This is a genomic window from Cohnella hashimotonis (assembly GCF_030014955.1).
GTDB lineage: Bacteria > Bacillota > Bacilli > Paenibacillales > Paenibacillaceae > Cohnella > Cohnella hashimotonis.
The window spans coordinates 8405462-8422285 of the sequence record NZ_JAGRPV010000001.1 but is presented as its reverse complement, the minus strand read 5'-3'; the positions used below and the strand labels follow the sequence as shown (position 1 = coordinate 8422285).

Here is a 16824-nt window from a genome sequence, read left to right as displayed (position 1 = left end):
TCCTACCATACGTTTAGGCGTTTCGTCCCTATAAATCTTGCATTTTTGATAAAAAATATGAAAAACCGCCACCTCCAGCCAATTTATCCGTCGTGTCCCGGGTCGCTTGAACGTCGTTCAAAATCCCGGCCACGATCTCCTGCTGGAATCTGATCAGTCCCGGCGCGGCATCTGACAGCCCCGACAGCCGCTCGCCATGTCCGAGCACGATGGAGGCCAGCTGCTCCAGCGCTCCTTTGCGGTAGATCGCCTGCAATACCAGCCGTTCCTGCAGGGGCTGATCCTCCGGCAAGGCCAGGCTCTCGCGCCTGACCAGCGTCAGAAAGGCATTGCTCCGCTCCTCCGCCGGCAGATCCTCCCGCCAGTCGGCCCAATCGTCCGCGAGCTGAAGGGACGCGAGGGCCAGTTCTACGGCTTCCTCCATGTCGGCGATCTGCTCCGGAAGTCCCGCTGCGAGCAATATGGCGACGGCGCCAAGCTTCACCGGCGCCGACTTGCGCGCGAGCGCGCGGGGATTGCGCGGATCCGCGCGCCGCAAGCCTTCGCCGGAGACGGCGGTTGCCCATTCGGCCAGATAAGTCCGGTAGTAGGTCCATAGGAGGGATTCAGGCGGGTAGTAGCGGCCGTAACGCTCCATGAAAAGCGCATGCAGCAGTTGGCCGACAGCCAGGGCGCGCTTGCTCTCCATGCCGGCGTCGCTGCCGTCCATCATATCGTCGAGCAGAAAAAAGTGCAGCATCGCATAAACGTTCCCTACGGCCAGATCTCGGCACAGCGCGGGATCGGCGCCTGTCCGCATACCGATCCAGGACGGCAACAAAAAAGCGATATAATTGGATTTGCGGTCCCGACCCGTCGGGTCGGCCCGCATGACGAGCCCGCGAATAGCGGTGCTTAGCGGCTCCGGGTAGGCTTCCGCTCCCGCCGCGGCTTCCGCGAATACGTTCGCGATTTCGCTTGCGACTTCCGGCTCGGCTTGTACGGTTTTCATGAAGAGGCCTCCAGTATGTAAGGCGCCCCTCTTCGCAGTCGCGTCTGTGGTTGCGGCGGAGCGCGGGGCACGTTCAATGCTTCTATCATACCGCAGGGAAGCCTGAAATTCTGTAATCGCGTTCACAAATTTTAGAAATATTAAGCCCTTTTTCCCATGCCTGAAGACCCCGCCTCAACCTCGATCCCTGCGTACGTAACCCGGTTCGATAGCGACCCGTTTGCAGTCCTGCGGCATGTCGACGCGCGCCGTCTCCCAAGGCCCGGCCATAAGGATCAGATTGTCCCCTGCTTCTCCGCCCGGCCCGGCTACCGAGACCGCAGCCGCATAGGGAAAAACCGCCTGCAGCGTCGCCAGCATCGAGGCGATCCGCTTGTCGCCCTTGCCGCGCCCAATGACGTTGAGCAGCATCGTGCCGCCTTCGCGCAGCCGCTCCCTGGCCAGGCTGTAAAACTCGAGCGTCGACAGATGCGGAGGCGTCCCGTCTGCGGTAAAGGCATCGACCACGATATAGTCGAAGCTGCCCGGCTCCGTCTTGCAGAGCAGCTCGCGCCCGTCGCCGATCGCGATGTCGCTTTGCCTGCAGCCGAAGTAGGCGCGGCTCCACTCGACAACGGTTGCATTAATTTCCGCCGTCTCGATCCGCATGTGCCCGTAATGCCTTGCGATTGTCCCCGCCCCGTGTCCGATGACGAACGCCCTTGTGAAGTGCGGACGGATCGCATCCATAAGGCCCACAATGGCACGCTGGTAGGCCAGCACGACGCGCGAAGGATCCCTTAGATCGATCGCCCCTTGGACGGCGCCGTCCGCAAACTGCAAAATGCGGAATCTGCCCAGCTCGCCGTAAAGCTCCGTCGTATCAGAAATGCTCAGTTCACCGTACCGGCCCTTCTCATGCGCAATCCGTCGCATGGCGCACCTCCTCTCTGCTCCTTACGATAGCCGCGGAACGCAGCTTCCGCAATCCGGCCAGCTCGCGCCGCCGGACGCTTCATTCATGTTCCTTTAAGGCTGGCGGCTTATAATAACCGCATTCATCCAACAATCGAAGGTTAGTGACATCATGAGCTGGCATTCCCCATTTCCCGCGCTCCGCACGGAGCGCCTGCTGCTGCGCCAGGTCACGGCCGAGGACGCCGAGGACCTGTACGCCTTATGTACGGACCCGCAGGTCAACAGCCTGCAGGACTGGCACGGCCCCGCCTCCGTAGCGGAGACCGAGACAATCATCGACGGCTGGCGCCAGGGCTATGCGGAGAAACGCGTGGTCGCCTGGGGCGTGACGCTGCGCGGAAGCCGTCCGTTGATCGGCACGGTGACCCTGATGCCGACGCGCGGCAGCTTCGAGGATCTGCCGCGGTTTCCGCTCGCGCTGGGCTACGATCTCAAGCCGCGCTTCTGGAACCGCGGCATCGCGTCCGAGGCTGTACGCGCCGTGCTCGACTTCAGCCGCGCGTTCATCGGTCCGCACCGGATCCAGGCCGAGGTGCATCCGGACAACGCCGCATCGCTGAAGGTGCTGAAGAAGCTGGGCTTCCAGGAGGAAGGGCTGCTGAAGCACTATCTGATGCATGAAGCGACCAGGCAGTTCATGGACGTCATTATACTCGCTTTACTGTTCAACTGAGGCCGCGACAGGTTCGTCGTCTATCGGTCCGGGAATCGCGCGGCCAACCGCAAACAAAAAAGCCCGGCTGCGAGCGGCGTGTCACGCGCTCATAGCCAAGCTTTTGCGTCATTTTGTTCGCTTATAAGCCCGGGGTCGCATCGAACGTCCTGCCGCAGGAGGAGCAGAACTTCGCCTCGAGCGGAGCCGTCTTGCCGCATACGCATTCCTTTTCGTCGGAGAGGGCGTTGATCTGCGCCTTGTTCTCCTGGATCTCCTGCTCGAGCAAGAGGATCCGGTCGTATTTGGGTTGCAGCTCGTGAAGCCCGGCTTCGACGCGCCGGCCGACGGCCGCCTCGAATACCAGCTGGCCGATCTGCTGCTGAATCTCCTCGATCTCTTTTTTCTTAGAGCTGTTCTGAAGCTTGAGGCGATTCACGTCGACCAGCACCTTGGCTTTGTTGCCCGCATCGTTCAGTCCGGATTTGACCTTATCCAGAAATCCCATTGGCACAACCTCCTCTAACTTGCTCGGACTTTCGTCCTTTGCAGTCAGTATACTATATTTATGGGTAAATGAGATGACGTATGACTCGCTGCCGGGACGCGGAACGACGAGCTTCGCGGAGATTCGCGCTTCCCCGGCTTTTATGCGCGGTACGACTAGGCCTTCGCCGCACTTCCTGATACACTCAGTATAACGCGGGAGGAGGAGCTTCTCTGGAGCACGCATTCGTGAATCAATCGTTGCCTTACGAACAACTCTATCGTCAGTCACCGCTGGGCACGGCTTTCCTCTCCCCCGACGGGGCGGTCTTAATAGGCGTCAACCCCGCGTTCTGCGAGATGCTCAGTTATTCCGAAGAAGAGCTTCAAGGCATGCCCTATGCGCAATTGGCGATTCACGTCCCCGGAGAGCACGCGGAGCGTGTCGCCTCTTTGCTGGACGGCAGTCTGCCGATCCTGGCATTCAAAGAAACCTATGCCCGTAAAGACGGGTCGGCCGTCAGCGCCCGCCTGCATCTGTTCCCTATAAAAAGCGAAGGCATCGTTCGGGGCCTCGCAGTCCAAGCGACGGAGGTGATCCGGACCGAATCCTCGGATTCGCTGTCAGAGGAGACGATCCTGCGGCTCGTGCTCGACCATGCTCAGGACCTCATCACCATATCTACGCCCGACGGCATCACCCGTTACGTTTCTCCGGCGATCCATTCGGTACTGGGCTACGAACCGGCCGAGCTCATCGGACGCAATAACGCGGCGCTGTACCATCCGGACGACGTCAAGCAGCTTCAGGCGCAGCCCCTCCGCGACATTGGCGCGTTCGAATGCCGCGTTCGCCACCGGGACGGCCATTATCTCTGTTTCGAGACCACGTTCGAGATGCTGCGGACCCCGGACGGCGCGCTCGACAAGATCGTCGGCATCGGACGGGACATTACGGCTCGCAAGAAATTCGAGGACAATCTGGCCGAGGCGCAGCGGATGGCCCGCATCGGCTCGTGGGAATGGGATATCGCCGCGGGCAGATTCTCCTGCTCCGTCGAGATGCACCGCATGTTCGAAGCTCGGATCGACCGGCATCGGATCGATCTCGAAGCGTTTATCGCCTGCCTGCATCCCGACGACCGAAGCGGCGTCCGGGCGAGATTGCAGGAAGCGCTTAAAGGCGGCTTTCATGAGGCGGAATTCCGCATCGTGACCCTTGGAGGGGATACGCGGCTGATCCATGCCCGCGTTCAGGCGCTCCGAGTGCCGGACAGCGACGAGGTCGACCGGCTCCTCGGCACGTTGCAGGATATTACCGAGAGCAGGAAGATGGAAGCGCAGCTTCGGGAGAGCGAGCAGCGCTACAAGTCGCTGTTCGACTACAATCCGTCGGGCGTTTATTCGTTCGATCTGGCGGGCAACTTCACTTCGCTCAACGGAAGTCTGGAGAAAATGCTCGGATACACGCGCGAGGAGCTGATGCCGGGTTCGTTCGTCCACCTCGTCTACCCGCCGGACCTGCCGCGCACGCAAGCCAACTTCAACCGGGCCGCACAGGGCGAGCCGCATAACTATGAAGCCGTCGTCCTCCACAAAGACGGCTCCCTGCTTGACCTGGCCGTCACGAACGTACCGATCTTCGTAGACGACCGCGTAGTCGGCGTATTCGGGATTGCCTCCGATATTACCGAGCGCAATCGCCACATGGAGCAGATCGAGAAGCTCAGCTCCGAGCATGCGCTCATCTTGAACTCGGTGTCCGAAGGCATCTTCGGCGTCGATCGGGACGGCCGGGGCATCTTCCTGAATCCGCCCGGCGCCCGCATGCTCGGCTGCGAGCCGGAGCTGTTCGCCGGCACACCGTACCAGGAAACGGTCTACCATACCCGCGCAGACGGGAGCGCCTATGCCGAGGGCAAGTCCCCCATCCACCAGACCATTCGGGACGGCCAGCCGCGCGCTGCGCGCGAGGATATTTTCTGGCGGACGGACGGCTCGAGCTTCCTTGCCGACTATCGCGTGACGCCGATCGTGGATCGGGGCGAAATCCGGGGCGCCGTCGTCGTGTGGCGGGACATTACGAGCGAGGTCGAGGTGCTGAAGGCCAAGGAATCCGCCGAGCGCGCGGATCACGCCAAGTCGGAGTTTCTAGCGATCATGAGCCACGAGCTGCGGACCCCGATGAACGGCATCATGGGCATGACCGACCTCCTGCTGGACACGCCGCTCTCGGAGTCGCAGCGCGAATACGCGGAGATCGTGATGAAGAGCAGCCGCAGCCTGCTTCGGATCCTGAACGACATTCTGGACTTCAGCAAGATCGAGGCCGGCAAGCTCGATCTCGAATGCGAATCCGTCGTATCCGCCCAGCTGCTCGAATCCGTCCGCGAGCTGTTTGCGGTCAAAGCCGACGAAAAAGGGATCGCGCTCGACGTTCGTATTGCGGATGGCACGCCTGAGACCTTCGACGGTGACGCCGCCCGTATCCGGCAGGTGCTCGTCAATCTGGTCGGCAACGCGGTCAAGTTTACCGAGTCGGGCAGCGTCACCGTCAGGCTGCGCCGGGTGCGAAACGAAGAACTCGCGGCCGACATGCTCGAATTCGAGGTGGAGGACACCGGGATCGGCATCCCGGCGGACAAGCTGGACCGCCTGTTCCACTCCTTCTCGCAGCTCCACCCGGCCTTCAATCGCAAATATGGAGGCACCGGTCTCGGACTCGCCATCTGCAAGCGTCTCGTCGAGCTGATGGGCGGCCGGATCGAAGCCCATAGCGAGGAAGGCGCAGGCTCCCTCTTCCGGTTCACGCTGCTCGCCTCGTGCGATCTGAAGCATCGGTAGCAGCTTGCGAAATCACAGTCCAACGCAGCTTGGCAACCCGTTGCGCATTTGCAATCTTTAATTCGGCATGCTGAAATCAAGCAGCAATCGAAAGACGAATGGAGGGTCGCCTCCATTCGTCCTTTTTGCGTGCATTGCGGCTCTCCGGCGAATGCTATGCGGGAAGTACGCCCAAATAGACCCGATTGACGAACCGGCCTCCGTTAACGGATGATACTTCTATTGATCATTCGGATGCCCCAAGGGCAAGGAAGGAGCCGACCGGAATGAATCCCGTCAAAGTCATGATCGTGGACGACGAAGTGCTGGCGATCGAGCATCTGAAGCGCCTCGTCTCCTGGGAAGCGCTCGGCTACGAGATCGTCTGCACGGCGACGCGGCCCGCCCAGGTGACCGAGCTGGCCCGCAAGCATCGCCCGGACCTCGTCCTCATGGACATCGTCATGCCCGGTCAGAACGGCCTGGCGCTCAGCAAGACGCTGCTTGCGGAAGGCACGGCGCTCAAAATCGTGCTGCTGACCTCGTACAAGGAATTCGAATACGCGAAGGAGGCGGTCCGGCTCGGCGTCGCGAGTTATTGGGTGAAGCACGAGATGGATGCCGATACCTTCAGCCGCGAGCTGGGCGGCCTGCGCGAAGAGATCGTGCAAGCCCGCAGCGCGCTGCGCAGCGGGCGGGACCGGCTGCTGGTCGACTGGCTCGGCGGGCGGGAGCTGTCCGACGCCGGCTGGCGAACGGCGACAGACGGACGCTGCGACGGCTTTGACCGCTGGCAGCTCGTCGTCCTCCGGCCCGACCGGCCGCCGTTCTCGCTGCCCGGGATGCCGCAGCCTCTGCCGCTGCCGGCCGCCTGGCCCGACGTGGACGAGCCCGGCCTGCTGGCGGCCCTCCCGTTCTTGGAGGAGTACTTCGTGCTCCTCTACGGAGATGCGGGCGCCCGCGGCGAAGCTCGCCTGCGCGAGACCGCCGAAGCGCGGGCGGGCGAGGCGGCTGCCGCGCTGGCGCGGCTGACCGGCGGCACGGTGTCCGCCGCCAGCGCCTACGGGCTGGCGGACCGCGGTGCCGTGCCCGGCCGGCTCGCCGAGGGATTAAGGCGGCTTGGGCTCGCCGTCTATTACGGTCCGCGGCAGCTGTTCAGGCTGAACGAGCCGCCGATGCCGCAAGAGACAGCGGCGCCCGCGCCCTTCGACTGGAGCGCGGGGCTCGCCTCGGTGCGCGGAATGCTGCAGGAAGGCCGGTATGCGGAGGCTGCGCTCGGGCTGCCCGGCCTGTTCGCGCAGGCGCGTGCGGCGATGGACGTCCCGGGCTTGACCGAGCTGTGCCGCCAGCTGGCCGCCTCGATCGCGCACAGCCGCGCGCAGCTCGGCTTGTCGGACTCGGCTGAGCCGCAGGATGCCGCAGATTGGACTTCGCTAACGGCGATCGAGGCCGCATTCGCCGCCCGGATCGCCGCGCTCGAAGCGGCCGCCGGCACGCCTGCCGCCTCGCGCAAGGTTCGCGCGGCCATCGCTTATCTGGAGCGCCATTACGCGGATCCGGATATCGGCGCGGACGCCGTGGCCGCCCATCTGGGCATCAGCCGCGATCACCTGCGTCACGTCTTCAAGGAGGAGACCGGACGTACGGTGCTGGACCGCCTGACCGAGATTCGCATGGAGCAGGCCAAGCGGCTGCTCGCGGACGGCTCGTTCAAGATTTACGAGATCGCGGAGCGCGTCGGCTACCGCAACGGCCAATATTTCAGCCAGGTGTTCCGCAAGCAGACGGGCATGAATCCGAACGAATATACGGAGAAACGCAGGTGAGCGCGTCATGCGCATAAAGATCCGCACCAAGATCGTGGCGAGCGCCGCCCTTGTCGTCTCGCTGTCGCTCGCCTTGAGCGGCTTCTTTATCTACGACTACGCCCGGAATATCATCCGCGATCAATCGATCAAGGACAGCCGGACGAAGCTCGCGCAAATCTCTTTTCAGCTCGGCAAAATCCAGGAGCAGGTCGCCAAGACGGCCGAATACATCGTGTCCGACGAGGAGATCGCCCGCCAGATCTATGCGCAGCCGACCGGGAACATCGAAGCCGATTACTTCCGCAAGCAGGCGGTCCAGGAGAAGCTGGGCCGGTTCGTCGCGCTCGGCAACTTCATCCTGAACGTGCTCATCGTGCCACCGAGCGGAGAGACGTATTCCAACGCCAGCGGCTACGAAGACTACTTTGCGGACTATCTCAAGCAGGACTGGTTCGCCAAGCTGTCGCGCGAACGAAGCGCCTACAGCGAGCCGCATTCGTTTTTCTATATCAGCGGGCAGCGGCAGGTGGTCAGCTACGTGCTCAAGTATCGGCCGATCGGCATCAATTCGGCGGCGGACAGCTATCTTGTCATCGACGTCGCCTACTCGGAGCTGTCCAACGTCTTTCTCCAGACGGCGCGGGACTTCGAGCAGATCGAGCTTTACTCCGGCCAAGGCGCGCTGCTGTACGCCGCGAACGAGGAGCTGCCTGCCGCGGACCGCGAATTCATGGCGAGCGCGCTCGGCCAAGGCGCGGACTACGCCGAGGACGACAGACGCATCGCGCTCGCCGACGACGGCATGAACTACGGCTGGCGGCAGACGGCGCTCCTTTCCAAGCATACGCTGTTCGAAAAGATTAACCGGATCTTCTACTTCTACATCCTCATTATCCTCTGCGGCATCGTCGCGTCGACGGTCGTCATGCTCCCGATCATCGTAGGACTCACCCGTCCGCTCATCCGCCTGACGAACGCAATGAAGCGCGTAGCGGTCGGCGATCTCGGCACGACGGTCGACATCCGCAGTGGAGACGAGCTGGAGATTCTGGGCGGCGGCTTCAACCGCATGGTCGGAGACCTGAAGGAGACGATCCAGGCCTCGGTACGCAGCGAAGCGGACAAAAGGCAAATGCAGATCGACCTGCTTATGGCGCAGATCAATCCCCACTTTTTGTACAATGCGCTGAATACGGTCATCTATCTGTCCCATGCCGGACGCAGCGCCGAAGCCGCCGAGGTGACCCAGGCGCTCATCGCGATTCTGCAGGATACGATCAAGACGGGCGAAGGCGCGGTGCGAGCGCCGCTCGCTGACGAGAAGCGAATCGTGGACAAGTATGCGGTCATCCAGCAGACCCGCTATCCCGGCCGGTTCCGGCTGGTCTGGGAGATCGACGAAACGTTGCTCTCCCGCCCGGTCCCCCGGATGGCGCTGCAGCCGCTCGTGGAAAATGCGATCCTTCACGGCATCGTTCCCGCCGACGCGGAGACCGGCACGATCACGCTTCGCGCTTACCTTGAAGGCCCGGACCTTTGCCTCGAGGTGGAGGACGACGGCCTCGGGATGACGCTGCCCGCGACGGGCTGGCTGCCGAGCGGCGGCGCCGGGCACGAGCGGACGCGCGGCATCGGCCTGTCCAACATTCAAGAGCGTCTGCGCTCTCACTTCGGCGCCCGGGCGCGCCTCGAGGTCGAGAGCGAACCGGGGCGCGGCACGCTCGCCCGCATCCGGCTCCCCTGGACGGAGGGAGGCTGACGAGGTGCGGTGCGATGAGATGAGATGCAGCGTCGGCTTGCTAGTTTTAGTTTGGGTTGGCTTACTTGGCTCGGCTAGCTTGGCTTGATGGCTTGATGGGCTTGATGGGCTTGATGGGCTTGATGGGCTTGATGGGCTTGATGGGCTTGATGGGCTTGATGGGCTTGATGGGCTTGATGGGCTTGATGGGCTTGATGGGCTCTTATTGCCGCGCTGCCTTATGCTCAATCCCTGCAAAGAACGTGACGGAATGGTTGGCGTTAAGCGCCATTTGCGCTTATCGGTACTGTCCGAAGCATCGCAGAGGTGGCGTTAGTGCCTAAATGCAATTATCGGCACTGTCCGGAGCGTCGCAGAGGTGGCGTTAGTGCCTAAAAGCAATTATCGGCACTGTCTGAAGCGTCGCAGAGGTGGCGTTAGTGCCTAAATGCAATTATCGGCACTGTCCGGAGCGTCGCAGAGGTGGCGTTAGTGCCTAAATGCAATTATCGGCACTGTCTGAAGCGTCGCAGAGGTGGCGTTAATGCCTAAATGCACTTATCGGCACCGTCCGGAGCGTTGCAGATGCGGCTTTAGCGCCCATTTGCTCTTACAGGCATGGCGTTACGCGGTTTTTCCGTATAATTCCGCTCTCGGGTGCCGTCTTATCCTCCGAACCTCCGGATTTTATACAAAATCGCCGGTTTCCCGCATTATCCGGACGGTCTCCCCGGGTTACGATATTCATGCAAGCACTTACAACGAAGATCTATAGGGGGTCTATCCAACGTGAATCACTTGCTTACAAAAAGCCGTACAGCCGGCGCGCTCTCGCTGCTCCTGCTCTCCGGCGCGCTCGCGGCGTGCGGCGGCAACAACAATGAAAACAACGGAGCTTCGCCGTCCGCGTCGTCTCCTGCAGCAAGCGGCGCAAGCGCCTCGTCCTCCGCGCCCGCGGCCAGCGCCGATCCGAAGCAGCTCAGCGGCACGGTCAAGGTGTGGGATTGGGACGAAGCGTTCCAGAAGGGCATGATCGCGGAGTTCAACAAAACGTACCCGAACATCAAGGTTGAAGTCACCGTCGTCAACCCGAACGATTATCTGCAGAAGCTGCAGAGCGGCATCGCCTCCGGCTCGGACGTGCCGGACGTCATCCTCGGCGAATCCGCCTACCGCGGCAAGCTGTTCGATCTCGGCGTGCTCGACAAGCTCGAAGGCGCGCCTTACAACTTCGACAAGAGCTCGGTTCTGGACTTCACCGTTCCGTACATCTCGAACGGCAAGGGCGAGGTCATCGCGGTCGACCAGGCGATCACGCCAGCCGGCTTCGCCTATCGCCGCGACCTCGCCAAGGAATACTGGGGCACCGACGATCCCGCCGAGCTGGAGAAGCTGATCTCGACCTGGGACGACTTCATCGCCAAGGGCAAGGAGCTGAAAGACAAGAGCGGCGGCAAAGTGCTCATGATGCCCGGGCTCGGCGACGCGTTCATCGCGCTGAAGGGCCAGAACTTCGCCTCCTACGTGAACGGTACCGAAGTCGATCTGACCGCCAAGGTCAAGGAGCCGCTGACTCGCCTGTTCGAGATGCGCGACGCGGGCATCCTGGGCAAGAACGAGCTGTGGACGCCGGCCTGGTCGGCCTCGATGGCAAAGGGCGAGTTCATGTTCTACCCGATGGCGCCGTGGGGGCCGAAATGGCATATCTCGGCCAACGATCCGGACGGCAAGGGACGCTGGGGACTGGTCAAGGCGCCCGAAGGCGGCTTTACCCGCGGCGGCACCGCCGTCGGCATTTACAAGGACAGCAAAAACAAGGAAGCGGCCTGGGCGTTCGTACAGTATGCGTACCTGTCGGACGAAGGCTCCGCCTACAACTTCAAGACGTTCGGCAACATGACCGGCTCCAAGTCGTTCTACGAGACGCACAAGGATCTGATCGACGCGCCGGGACCGTACGACGAGTTCTTCGGCGGCCAGAACCTGGCGAAGTATTTCATGGAGAAAATCGTGCCCGACATGAAGGGCGAGCCGCAGTCGAAGTACGACTCGGTCGTGGACGGCGTGTTCAACGCGCTGTATCCGCTCTGGACCAAGGATACGTCGGTCACCGCGGACGCCGCGCTGCAAAAGTTCATCTCCGAGACGAAAAACAAGGCGTCTGACGCGACCGTCAAGTAACCTACAGAATAGAGGGATGAACGTGAACGCGGAACAAAGCCTCGCACCGGCCGCCGCTACCTCCGCCGCATCCCGCAAACGCAGATGGGGGCCACATTTGTGGCCCTATCTTTTCGCCCTGCCGTTTGTGCTGGCTTACGCGGCTTTTCAACTGTACCCGGTCATCTACTCCTTCGTGCTGAGTCTGCATGACTGGAACGGCATCAGCGAGAAAACGTATATCGGCTTCAAAAACTATGTCCAGCTGTGGACCAACGACCCCTTGTTCATCAAGTCGCTGTGGAACACGCTGATCATGATGCTCATGTTTATCCCCCTCACGCTGATCCTCGGCCTCGTGCTCGCGTACTGGACGTTCCAGCTGACGCGGGGCAAGCGCTTGTTCCAGACGATCAACGTGCTGCCCTACATCACGACGCCCGTCGCGATCGGCTTCATCTTCTCTTACCTGTTCGACTGGCAGACCGGGCTCGTCAACCTGCTGCTGACGAAGTTCGGCTGGCTGCAAGAAGGCTTCTACTGGCTGCAAGACCCCTGGGGCTCGCGCGCGATCATCGCCTTGATGGTCATCTGGCGCAATCTAGGCTACTTCATGATCATCTTCATGGCCGGCATGACGGTCATTCCGCAGGATGTGTACGAAGCGGCCAAAATGGACGGTTCGACGGGCCTGCATACGTTTCGCAAGATCACGATGCCGCTGCTGCGCAACATCACCGTCTTCCTCGTCGTAACATCGGTCATCGGCGGGCTGCAGCTGTTCGATGAGCCGAAGCTGCTGTACGGCGGCTGGTCGGGCTCCGCGCAGGTCGGCGGACCGGACAACACGGCGCTTACCGTAATCTGGAAATTCGTGGACGAATCGTTCATTTCCAATACGCGCTTCGGGTACGCCTCTTCGATCGCCTACTCGCTGTTCGTCATCATCGTCTTTTTCTCGATCTTGAGCTACCGCCTGACGGCGCCGAAGGAGGACAAGCGATGAACGCGGCCAAAACGGCAAAAACGCTCATGTGGATCTGTCTCGTCGTCATCTCGGCGCTGTCCCTGTTTCCGTTTTACATCATGATCGTTATGGGCACGCACTACAACGAGGACCTGTTCAAAGGCATCCCCATCCTGCCCGGCGACTACCTTGCCGACAACCTGAAGACGGTTATGTCAGCCGACTTCATGAGCGTCTACCTCAACAGCCTGATCGTGTCCGTCGTGTCCGTCGTCCTGGCGACGCTGACGAGCACGCTCATCGGCTACGCGCTCGCGAAGTTCGAATTCCGCGGACGCAAGGCGCTGCAGACGTTCGTCGTCCTGACGATGATGGTCCCGACGCAGGTCGGCCTGATCGGCTATATCATCGAAATGCGCAACCTCGGCGTCGGCAATACGCTGTGGCCGGTCATCCTCGTGTGGGCGGCGTTTCCGTTCGGCGCGTTTTTCATGGTCCAGTTCATCCGCGACTCGATCCCTAACGACTTGCTGGAGTGCGCGCGCATCGACGGTTGCTCGGAGCCGGGCATCTTTGTCCGGATCGTGCTGCCGATCATGAAGCCGGGACTCGCGACGCTCGCCACGCTCGTCTTTCTGTGGTCGTGGAACAACTACCTGCTCCCGCTCGTGACGATCAACAAATCGGAATGGTACACACTGCCGATCTTCATCTCTAACCTCGGCATCGTCCACCGCACCGACTATGCGGCCCGCATGCTCGCACTGACGTTGACGACCGTGCCGGTGCTGATCCTGTTCGTGCTGGGCTCGAAGACGTTCATGAAGGGATTGACCGCGGGGGCGGTCAAGGGTTGAGGGGTTGCGTCTGCTGCGATGCGCGATAAGGTGACTGGTTAACAGTGTGATGCGCGGCGCTCCCAATTCGAGGCTGGTCGGCGATAACTGCATTTATGCAGGTATTCGTGTCGGGCGGCCTCTTCTTTCCGCGGATAACTGCAAAGATGCAGCTAATCCGAGTCCGAATACCATTCAGGGGGCGTACCGGATCGATGAACTGCACATCTGCAGCTATACGGAACGGCCGGTCGGACTCGGCTCAAAAGAGATGCAAATATGCGCTTTAAACCAGTCGGTCGACTCCACGACACAGACTTCGGAACGATGCAGGTGCGCGAAGGTTACTTAAAGTTACTTAGTAGAACGGAGTGTTGCGGCGATGCGGATGAACGACAGACAGATGCGGCTGGACGGAGAATGGCGGTTCCTGCTCGATCCGGACGACCGGTACGCGGATGCGCCGCCGCCGTACGGCGCCTTCGGCGAAGGCACGATCCAGGTGCCCGGCTCCTGGGAGGAGCAGGGTTACGGGGACGAACCGCCGTTCGGCCAGATCGATACGTGGACCAAGGTCCGCGAGTACGAAGGCGCGGCGTGGTATCGGACGACGTTCCTTATAAGAGACGGGGAGGAGCGTGCGGAGGCCGGATCGGCGAAAACGATCGGCGCGGAGGGGATCGGCGGGTCTGTCGTAACGGCGGACGGCAGCGCGAAAGCAGCTGGCCGGTCGGTCGGCGAACCTGGCGGCGCGGCGGACGGCCTGTCCGGGGCGTCCTGGGAGCTCACGATCGAAGGCGCGCGCTGGACGACGGAGGTATGGGTCAACGGCGCGTATGCAGGCAGGCAAGACAGCCTGTCCGCGCCTCATGTGCACCTGCTGGAAGGCCTTGTCCGCGAAGGCGCCAACGAGCTGGCCGTCCGCGTGGACAACCGGATGCGGCTGCCGCTTGCGGACAGCCATATCCATACGCGCCATACGGCCACGGCCTGGGGCGGCATCACCGGCGGCGTGCGGCTCGCGCGGCTCGCCCCCGCGCGGATCGCGGCGGTCGCGATCGCTCCCGATCCCGCGGCGGGTCTGTTCCGCTGCCGCGTGACGGCAGGCGGGGCCCTCGCGGCGGGCGACGCCGTCGTCGCGACGTTCCGCGCGCCGGACGGCGGGACGTTCAGCGCGACCGCTGCGCTCGTTCCGTCCGATGCGGCTAGCGCCGTGCCGGGCGAGGGAGACAGCGCGAGCGGATCGCGCGATTCCGCCGCGGCCGGCTTCCTCGCCGAGCTGATCTGCGCGGTCGGCGACGTGCCCGCGCTCTGGACCGACGCCCGGCCACAGCTGTACGACGCCGAATTCGCTCTTGTGCGGGACGGCGATACCCTGGACCGGACGGCAAGGCGCCCTGGCCTGCGGCGACTCGCAGCCGACGGCAAGCGGCTGCTGCTGAACGGGCATCCCGTCTGGCTGCGCGGCTACGTCGACTGCTGCATCTTCCCCCTGACCGGGTATCCCGTCTGGGACAAAGCGCATTACGAGCGCCAGTTCCGCATCGCGAAGTCGTACGGCTTTAACCATGTCCGGCTGCACGGCTGGACGGCCCCGGAGCCGTTCTGGGAAGCCGCCGACGAGGCGGGCATGCTCGTACAGGCCGAGCTGCCGCATTGGTCGGCGCACTATCAGCCGCGCGAGGCCGAGCCTCCCGCCGACGTTGACGCCTTTCTCGAAGCCGAGCTTAGGCGCATCTATGCGCAACTGAACGCGCATCCGTCCTTCGTCCTGTTCGCGATGGGCAACGAGCTTGCCCCCGACAACGGACATCCGCGCTTGAACGAGCTAGTCCGGCTCGCCCGAGAGCACGATCCGACGCGGCTCGTCACGGACAACACCGGCTTCGGTCAGTTGCCGGAGCAGGACCGCGAGGGCGACTTCTTCATCCCGTCGTTCAACTGGCACGCGCCGCTCAAGACCGAGGAGATCGCGATGCCCGCCACCGACCGCGACTTTTCCGCCGTCGCCAGGCTCAGCGCCAAGCCCGTCATCGGGCACGAGCATGCGCAGTTCGCGATGTACGCGCGCCCAGAGGAAAAGGCCAAGTATACCGGTGTCTTGCGGCCGACTTGGCTGGAGACGATCGAGGAAACGTTGGCGGACAAAGGACTGGCGTCGCGCGTGCCTGCGTTCATTGAAGCGACCGGCACCCATCAGGCCCGGGCGCTCAAGGAAGCGATGGAGCGGGCGAGGCGTACGCCGGACGCGGCGGGCGTGCAGCTGCTGGACATTCGCGACTTTCCCGGGCAAGGCCATGCGACGACCGGACTGCTAGACGCGTTCTGGGACAGCAAGGGAACGATCGAGCCGGAGCGCGTGCTGGATTTCAACGGACCGACGGTGCTGCTGATGTCCTGCGCCACGCGTACGCTTTTCGCAGGCGAGCGCATGTCCGCCCGATTGTCCGTCTCCCATTACGGCGAGGCGCCCGTATTGGAAGGACGCGTAGCATGGCGATTGTCCTCGGGCGGGCTGACGCTTGCGGAAGGGGAACTGACCGTGGCAGGCCTAAACGCCGGGGAAGTGGCCGAGGCCGGCGTCGTTCAGGTCGGCTGCGGCGCGGACTCGGTAGCGGCCGAGCTTGTGCTCGAGGCGCGGTGGGCTGGCCTCGGCGCCGCGGCGGACGCCGCCGAGATCCGCAATGCCTGGTCGTTCTGGGCGTTTCCCCGGGTCGCATACGGCGATACCGAGGCGATATGGACCAGCGCACCCTCCCTTATATCCGTGTTGTACGGCGCGATCCACGAGCCCAATGCGCGCTTTGATCCGCGCGTCTACCCCGCCCGGCGCGGCGTCCGCCTCGCGATCGTCGAGCGCTTGACGACCAACGTGCTCCAGCATCTCGTCGCCGGCGGCCGCGTGCTGCTGCTCGCCGGCGAATCGGAGCTATACGACGCCGTCATGACCAAGTACCTGCCCGTGTTCTGGAACTATCTCATGTTCTCAGAGCAAGCGGGCGGCACGATGGGAGCGATCGTACGGGACCATCCGGCTCTCGGCGGCTTCCCGCACGACGGGAAATCCGACTGGCAGTGGTACCACCTGCTGAACGGCACGCCGGCCATCTGTCTGGACGCGACGCCGGGCATTCGTCCGATCCTCGAGATCGTAGACAACTTCAACCGCGCCAAGCGCCTCGCCGCCGTCTTCGAGGCGCGCGTAGGCAATGGCCGCCTGCTCGTGTCCACGCTGGCTTGGCGGACGCCAGCCGACTTCAAACGGCCCGAATCCGCCTATTTGTTCGGCGAGCTGCTGGACTATGCTTTGGGCGAACGCTTCGAGCCCGAAGCGGCATTGACCGTCGGGCAGCTTCTCGGCATGGTGCGCCTGCGCGGCATTCATTCGTTTTTATAGTAATCATAG

At 62.6% G+C, this 16824-nt stretch carries 11 protein-coding genes; 8 read left to right on the top strand and 3 right to left on the bottom strand.

Features of this window, described 5'->3' with window-relative positions; genetic code table 11:
* Positions 1 to 28: 28 nt before the first annotated feature.
* Together KB449_RS33625 and KB449_RS33620 are read right to left on the bottom strand one after the other, a co-directional pair.
* Positions 29 to 991, bottom strand: a complete 963-nt coding sequence (locus KB449_RS33625) for a hypothetical protein (RefSeq protein WP_282912521.1) — start codon at positions 989 to 991, stop codon at positions 29 to 31.
* Positions 992 to 1165: 174 nt separating this feature from the next.
* Positions 1166 to 1906 carry a spermidine synthase gene (locus tag KB449_RS33620; protein WP_282912520.1) on the bottom strand — a complete coding sequence of 247 codons (741 nt, stop codon included), beginning with the start codon at positions 1904 to 1906 and terminating at the stop codon, positions 1166 to 1168.
* 151 nt (positions 1907 to 2057) lie between these two features.
* Here KB449_RS33620 and KB449_RS33615 point away from each other — a divergent pair, with 151 nt between their 5' ends.
* A complete protein-coding gene (locus KB449_RS33615) occupies positions 2058 to 2621 on the top strand; it encodes a GNAT family N-acetyltransferase (protein ID WP_282912519.1) in 564 nt (187 codons plus the stop codon).
* A 121-nt stretch (positions 2622 to 2742) separates the two neighbouring features.
* Here KB449_RS33615 and KB449_RS33610 read toward each other — a convergent pair whose 3' ends face one another.
* Complete coding sequence (locus tag KB449_RS33610) at positions 2743 to 3108, bottom strand: zinc ribbon domain-containing protein (RefSeq protein WP_282912518.1); 366 nt, start codon at positions 3106 to 3108, stop codon at positions 2743 to 2745.
* Positions 3109 to 3335: 227 nt separating this feature from the next.
* On the opposite strand from KB449_RS33610, the gene KB449_RS33605 reads away from it, so the two are divergent.
* From KB449_RS33605 to KB449_RS33575, 7 genes are all read left to right on the top strand, one after another.
* Complete coding sequence (locus KB449_RS33605; RefSeq protein ID WP_282912517.1) at positions 3336 to 5930, top strand: PAS domain S-box protein; 2595 nt, start codon at positions 3336 to 3338, stop codon at positions 5928 to 5930.
* 266 nt (positions 5931 to 6196) lie between these two features.
* Positions 6197 to 7735 carry a helix-turn-helix domain-containing protein gene (locus KB449_RS33600; RefSeq protein WP_282912516.1) on the top strand — a complete coding sequence of 513 codons (1539 nt, stop codon included), beginning with the start codon at positions 6197 to 6199 and terminating at the stop codon, positions 7733 to 7735.
* 7 nt (positions 7736 to 7742) lie between these two features.
* Complete coding sequence (locus tag KB449_RS33595; protein WP_282912515.1) at positions 7743 to 9476, top strand: sensor histidine kinase; 1734 nt, start codon at positions 7743 to 7745, stop codon at positions 9474 to 9476.
* 768 nt (positions 9477 to 10244) lie between these two features.
* On the top strand, positions 10245 to 11636 hold the full coding sequence (locus tag KB449_RS33590; protein WP_282912514.1) for an extracellular solute-binding protein: 1392 nt from the start codon (positions 10245 to 10247) through the stop codon (positions 11634 to 11636).
* Between the two features lie 97 nt (positions 11637 to 11733).
* On the top strand, positions 11734 to 12621 hold the full coding sequence (locus KB449_RS33585) for a carbohydrate ABC transporter permease (RefSeq protein WP_282912513.1): 888 nt from the start codon (positions 11734 to 11736) through the stop codon (positions 12619 to 12621).
* Complete coding sequence (locus KB449_RS33580) at positions 12618 to 13439, top strand: carbohydrate ABC transporter permease (protein ID WP_282912512.1); 822 nt, start codon at positions 12618 to 12620, stop codon at positions 13437 to 13439. The genes KB449_RS33585 and KB449_RS33580 overlap by 4 nt, the downstream gene beginning before the upstream one ends.
* Before the next feature lie 361 nt (positions 13440 to 13800).
* Positions 13801 to 16815: a glycoside hydrolase family 2 TIM barrel-domain containing protein gene (locus tag KB449_RS33575; protein WP_282912511.1), complete on the top strand. Its 3015-nt coding sequence runs from the start codon at positions 13801 to 13803 to the stop codon at positions 16813 to 16815.
* Positions 16816 to 16824: the final 9 nt, after the last annotated feature.

Coding starts and splice junctions, on each gene's coding strand:
- KB449_RS33595 (WP_282912515.1), top strand. CDS start 7,743: ATGCGCATAAAGATCCGCACCAAGATCGTGGCGAGCGCCGCCCTTGTC.
- KB449_RS33620 (WP_282912520.1), bottom strand. CDS start 1,906: ATGCGACGGATTGCGCATGAGAAGGGCCGGTACGGTGAACTGAGCATT.
- KB449_RS33625 (WP_282912521.1), bottom strand. CDS start 991: ATGAAAACCGTACAAGCCGAGCCGGAAGTCGCAAGCGAAATCGCGAAC.
- KB449_RS33610 (WP_282912518.1), bottom strand. CDS start 3,108: ATGGGATTTCTGGATAAGGTCAAATCCGGACTGAACGATGCGGGCAAC.
- KB449_RS33575 (WP_282912511.1), top strand. CDS start 13,801: ATGCGGATGAACGACAGACAGATGCGGCTGGACGGAGAATGGCGGTTC.
- KB449_RS33580 (WP_282912512.1), top strand. CDS start 12,618: ATGAACGCGGCCAAAACGGCAAAAACGCTCATGTGGATCTGTCTCGTC.
- KB449_RS33615 (WP_282912519.1), top strand. CDS start 2,058: ATGAGCTGGCATTCCCCATTTCCCGCGCTCCGCACGGAGCGCCTGCTG.
- KB449_RS33600 (WP_282912516.1), top strand. CDS start 6,197: ATGAATCCCGTCAAAGTCATGATCGTGGACGACGAAGTGCTGGCGATC.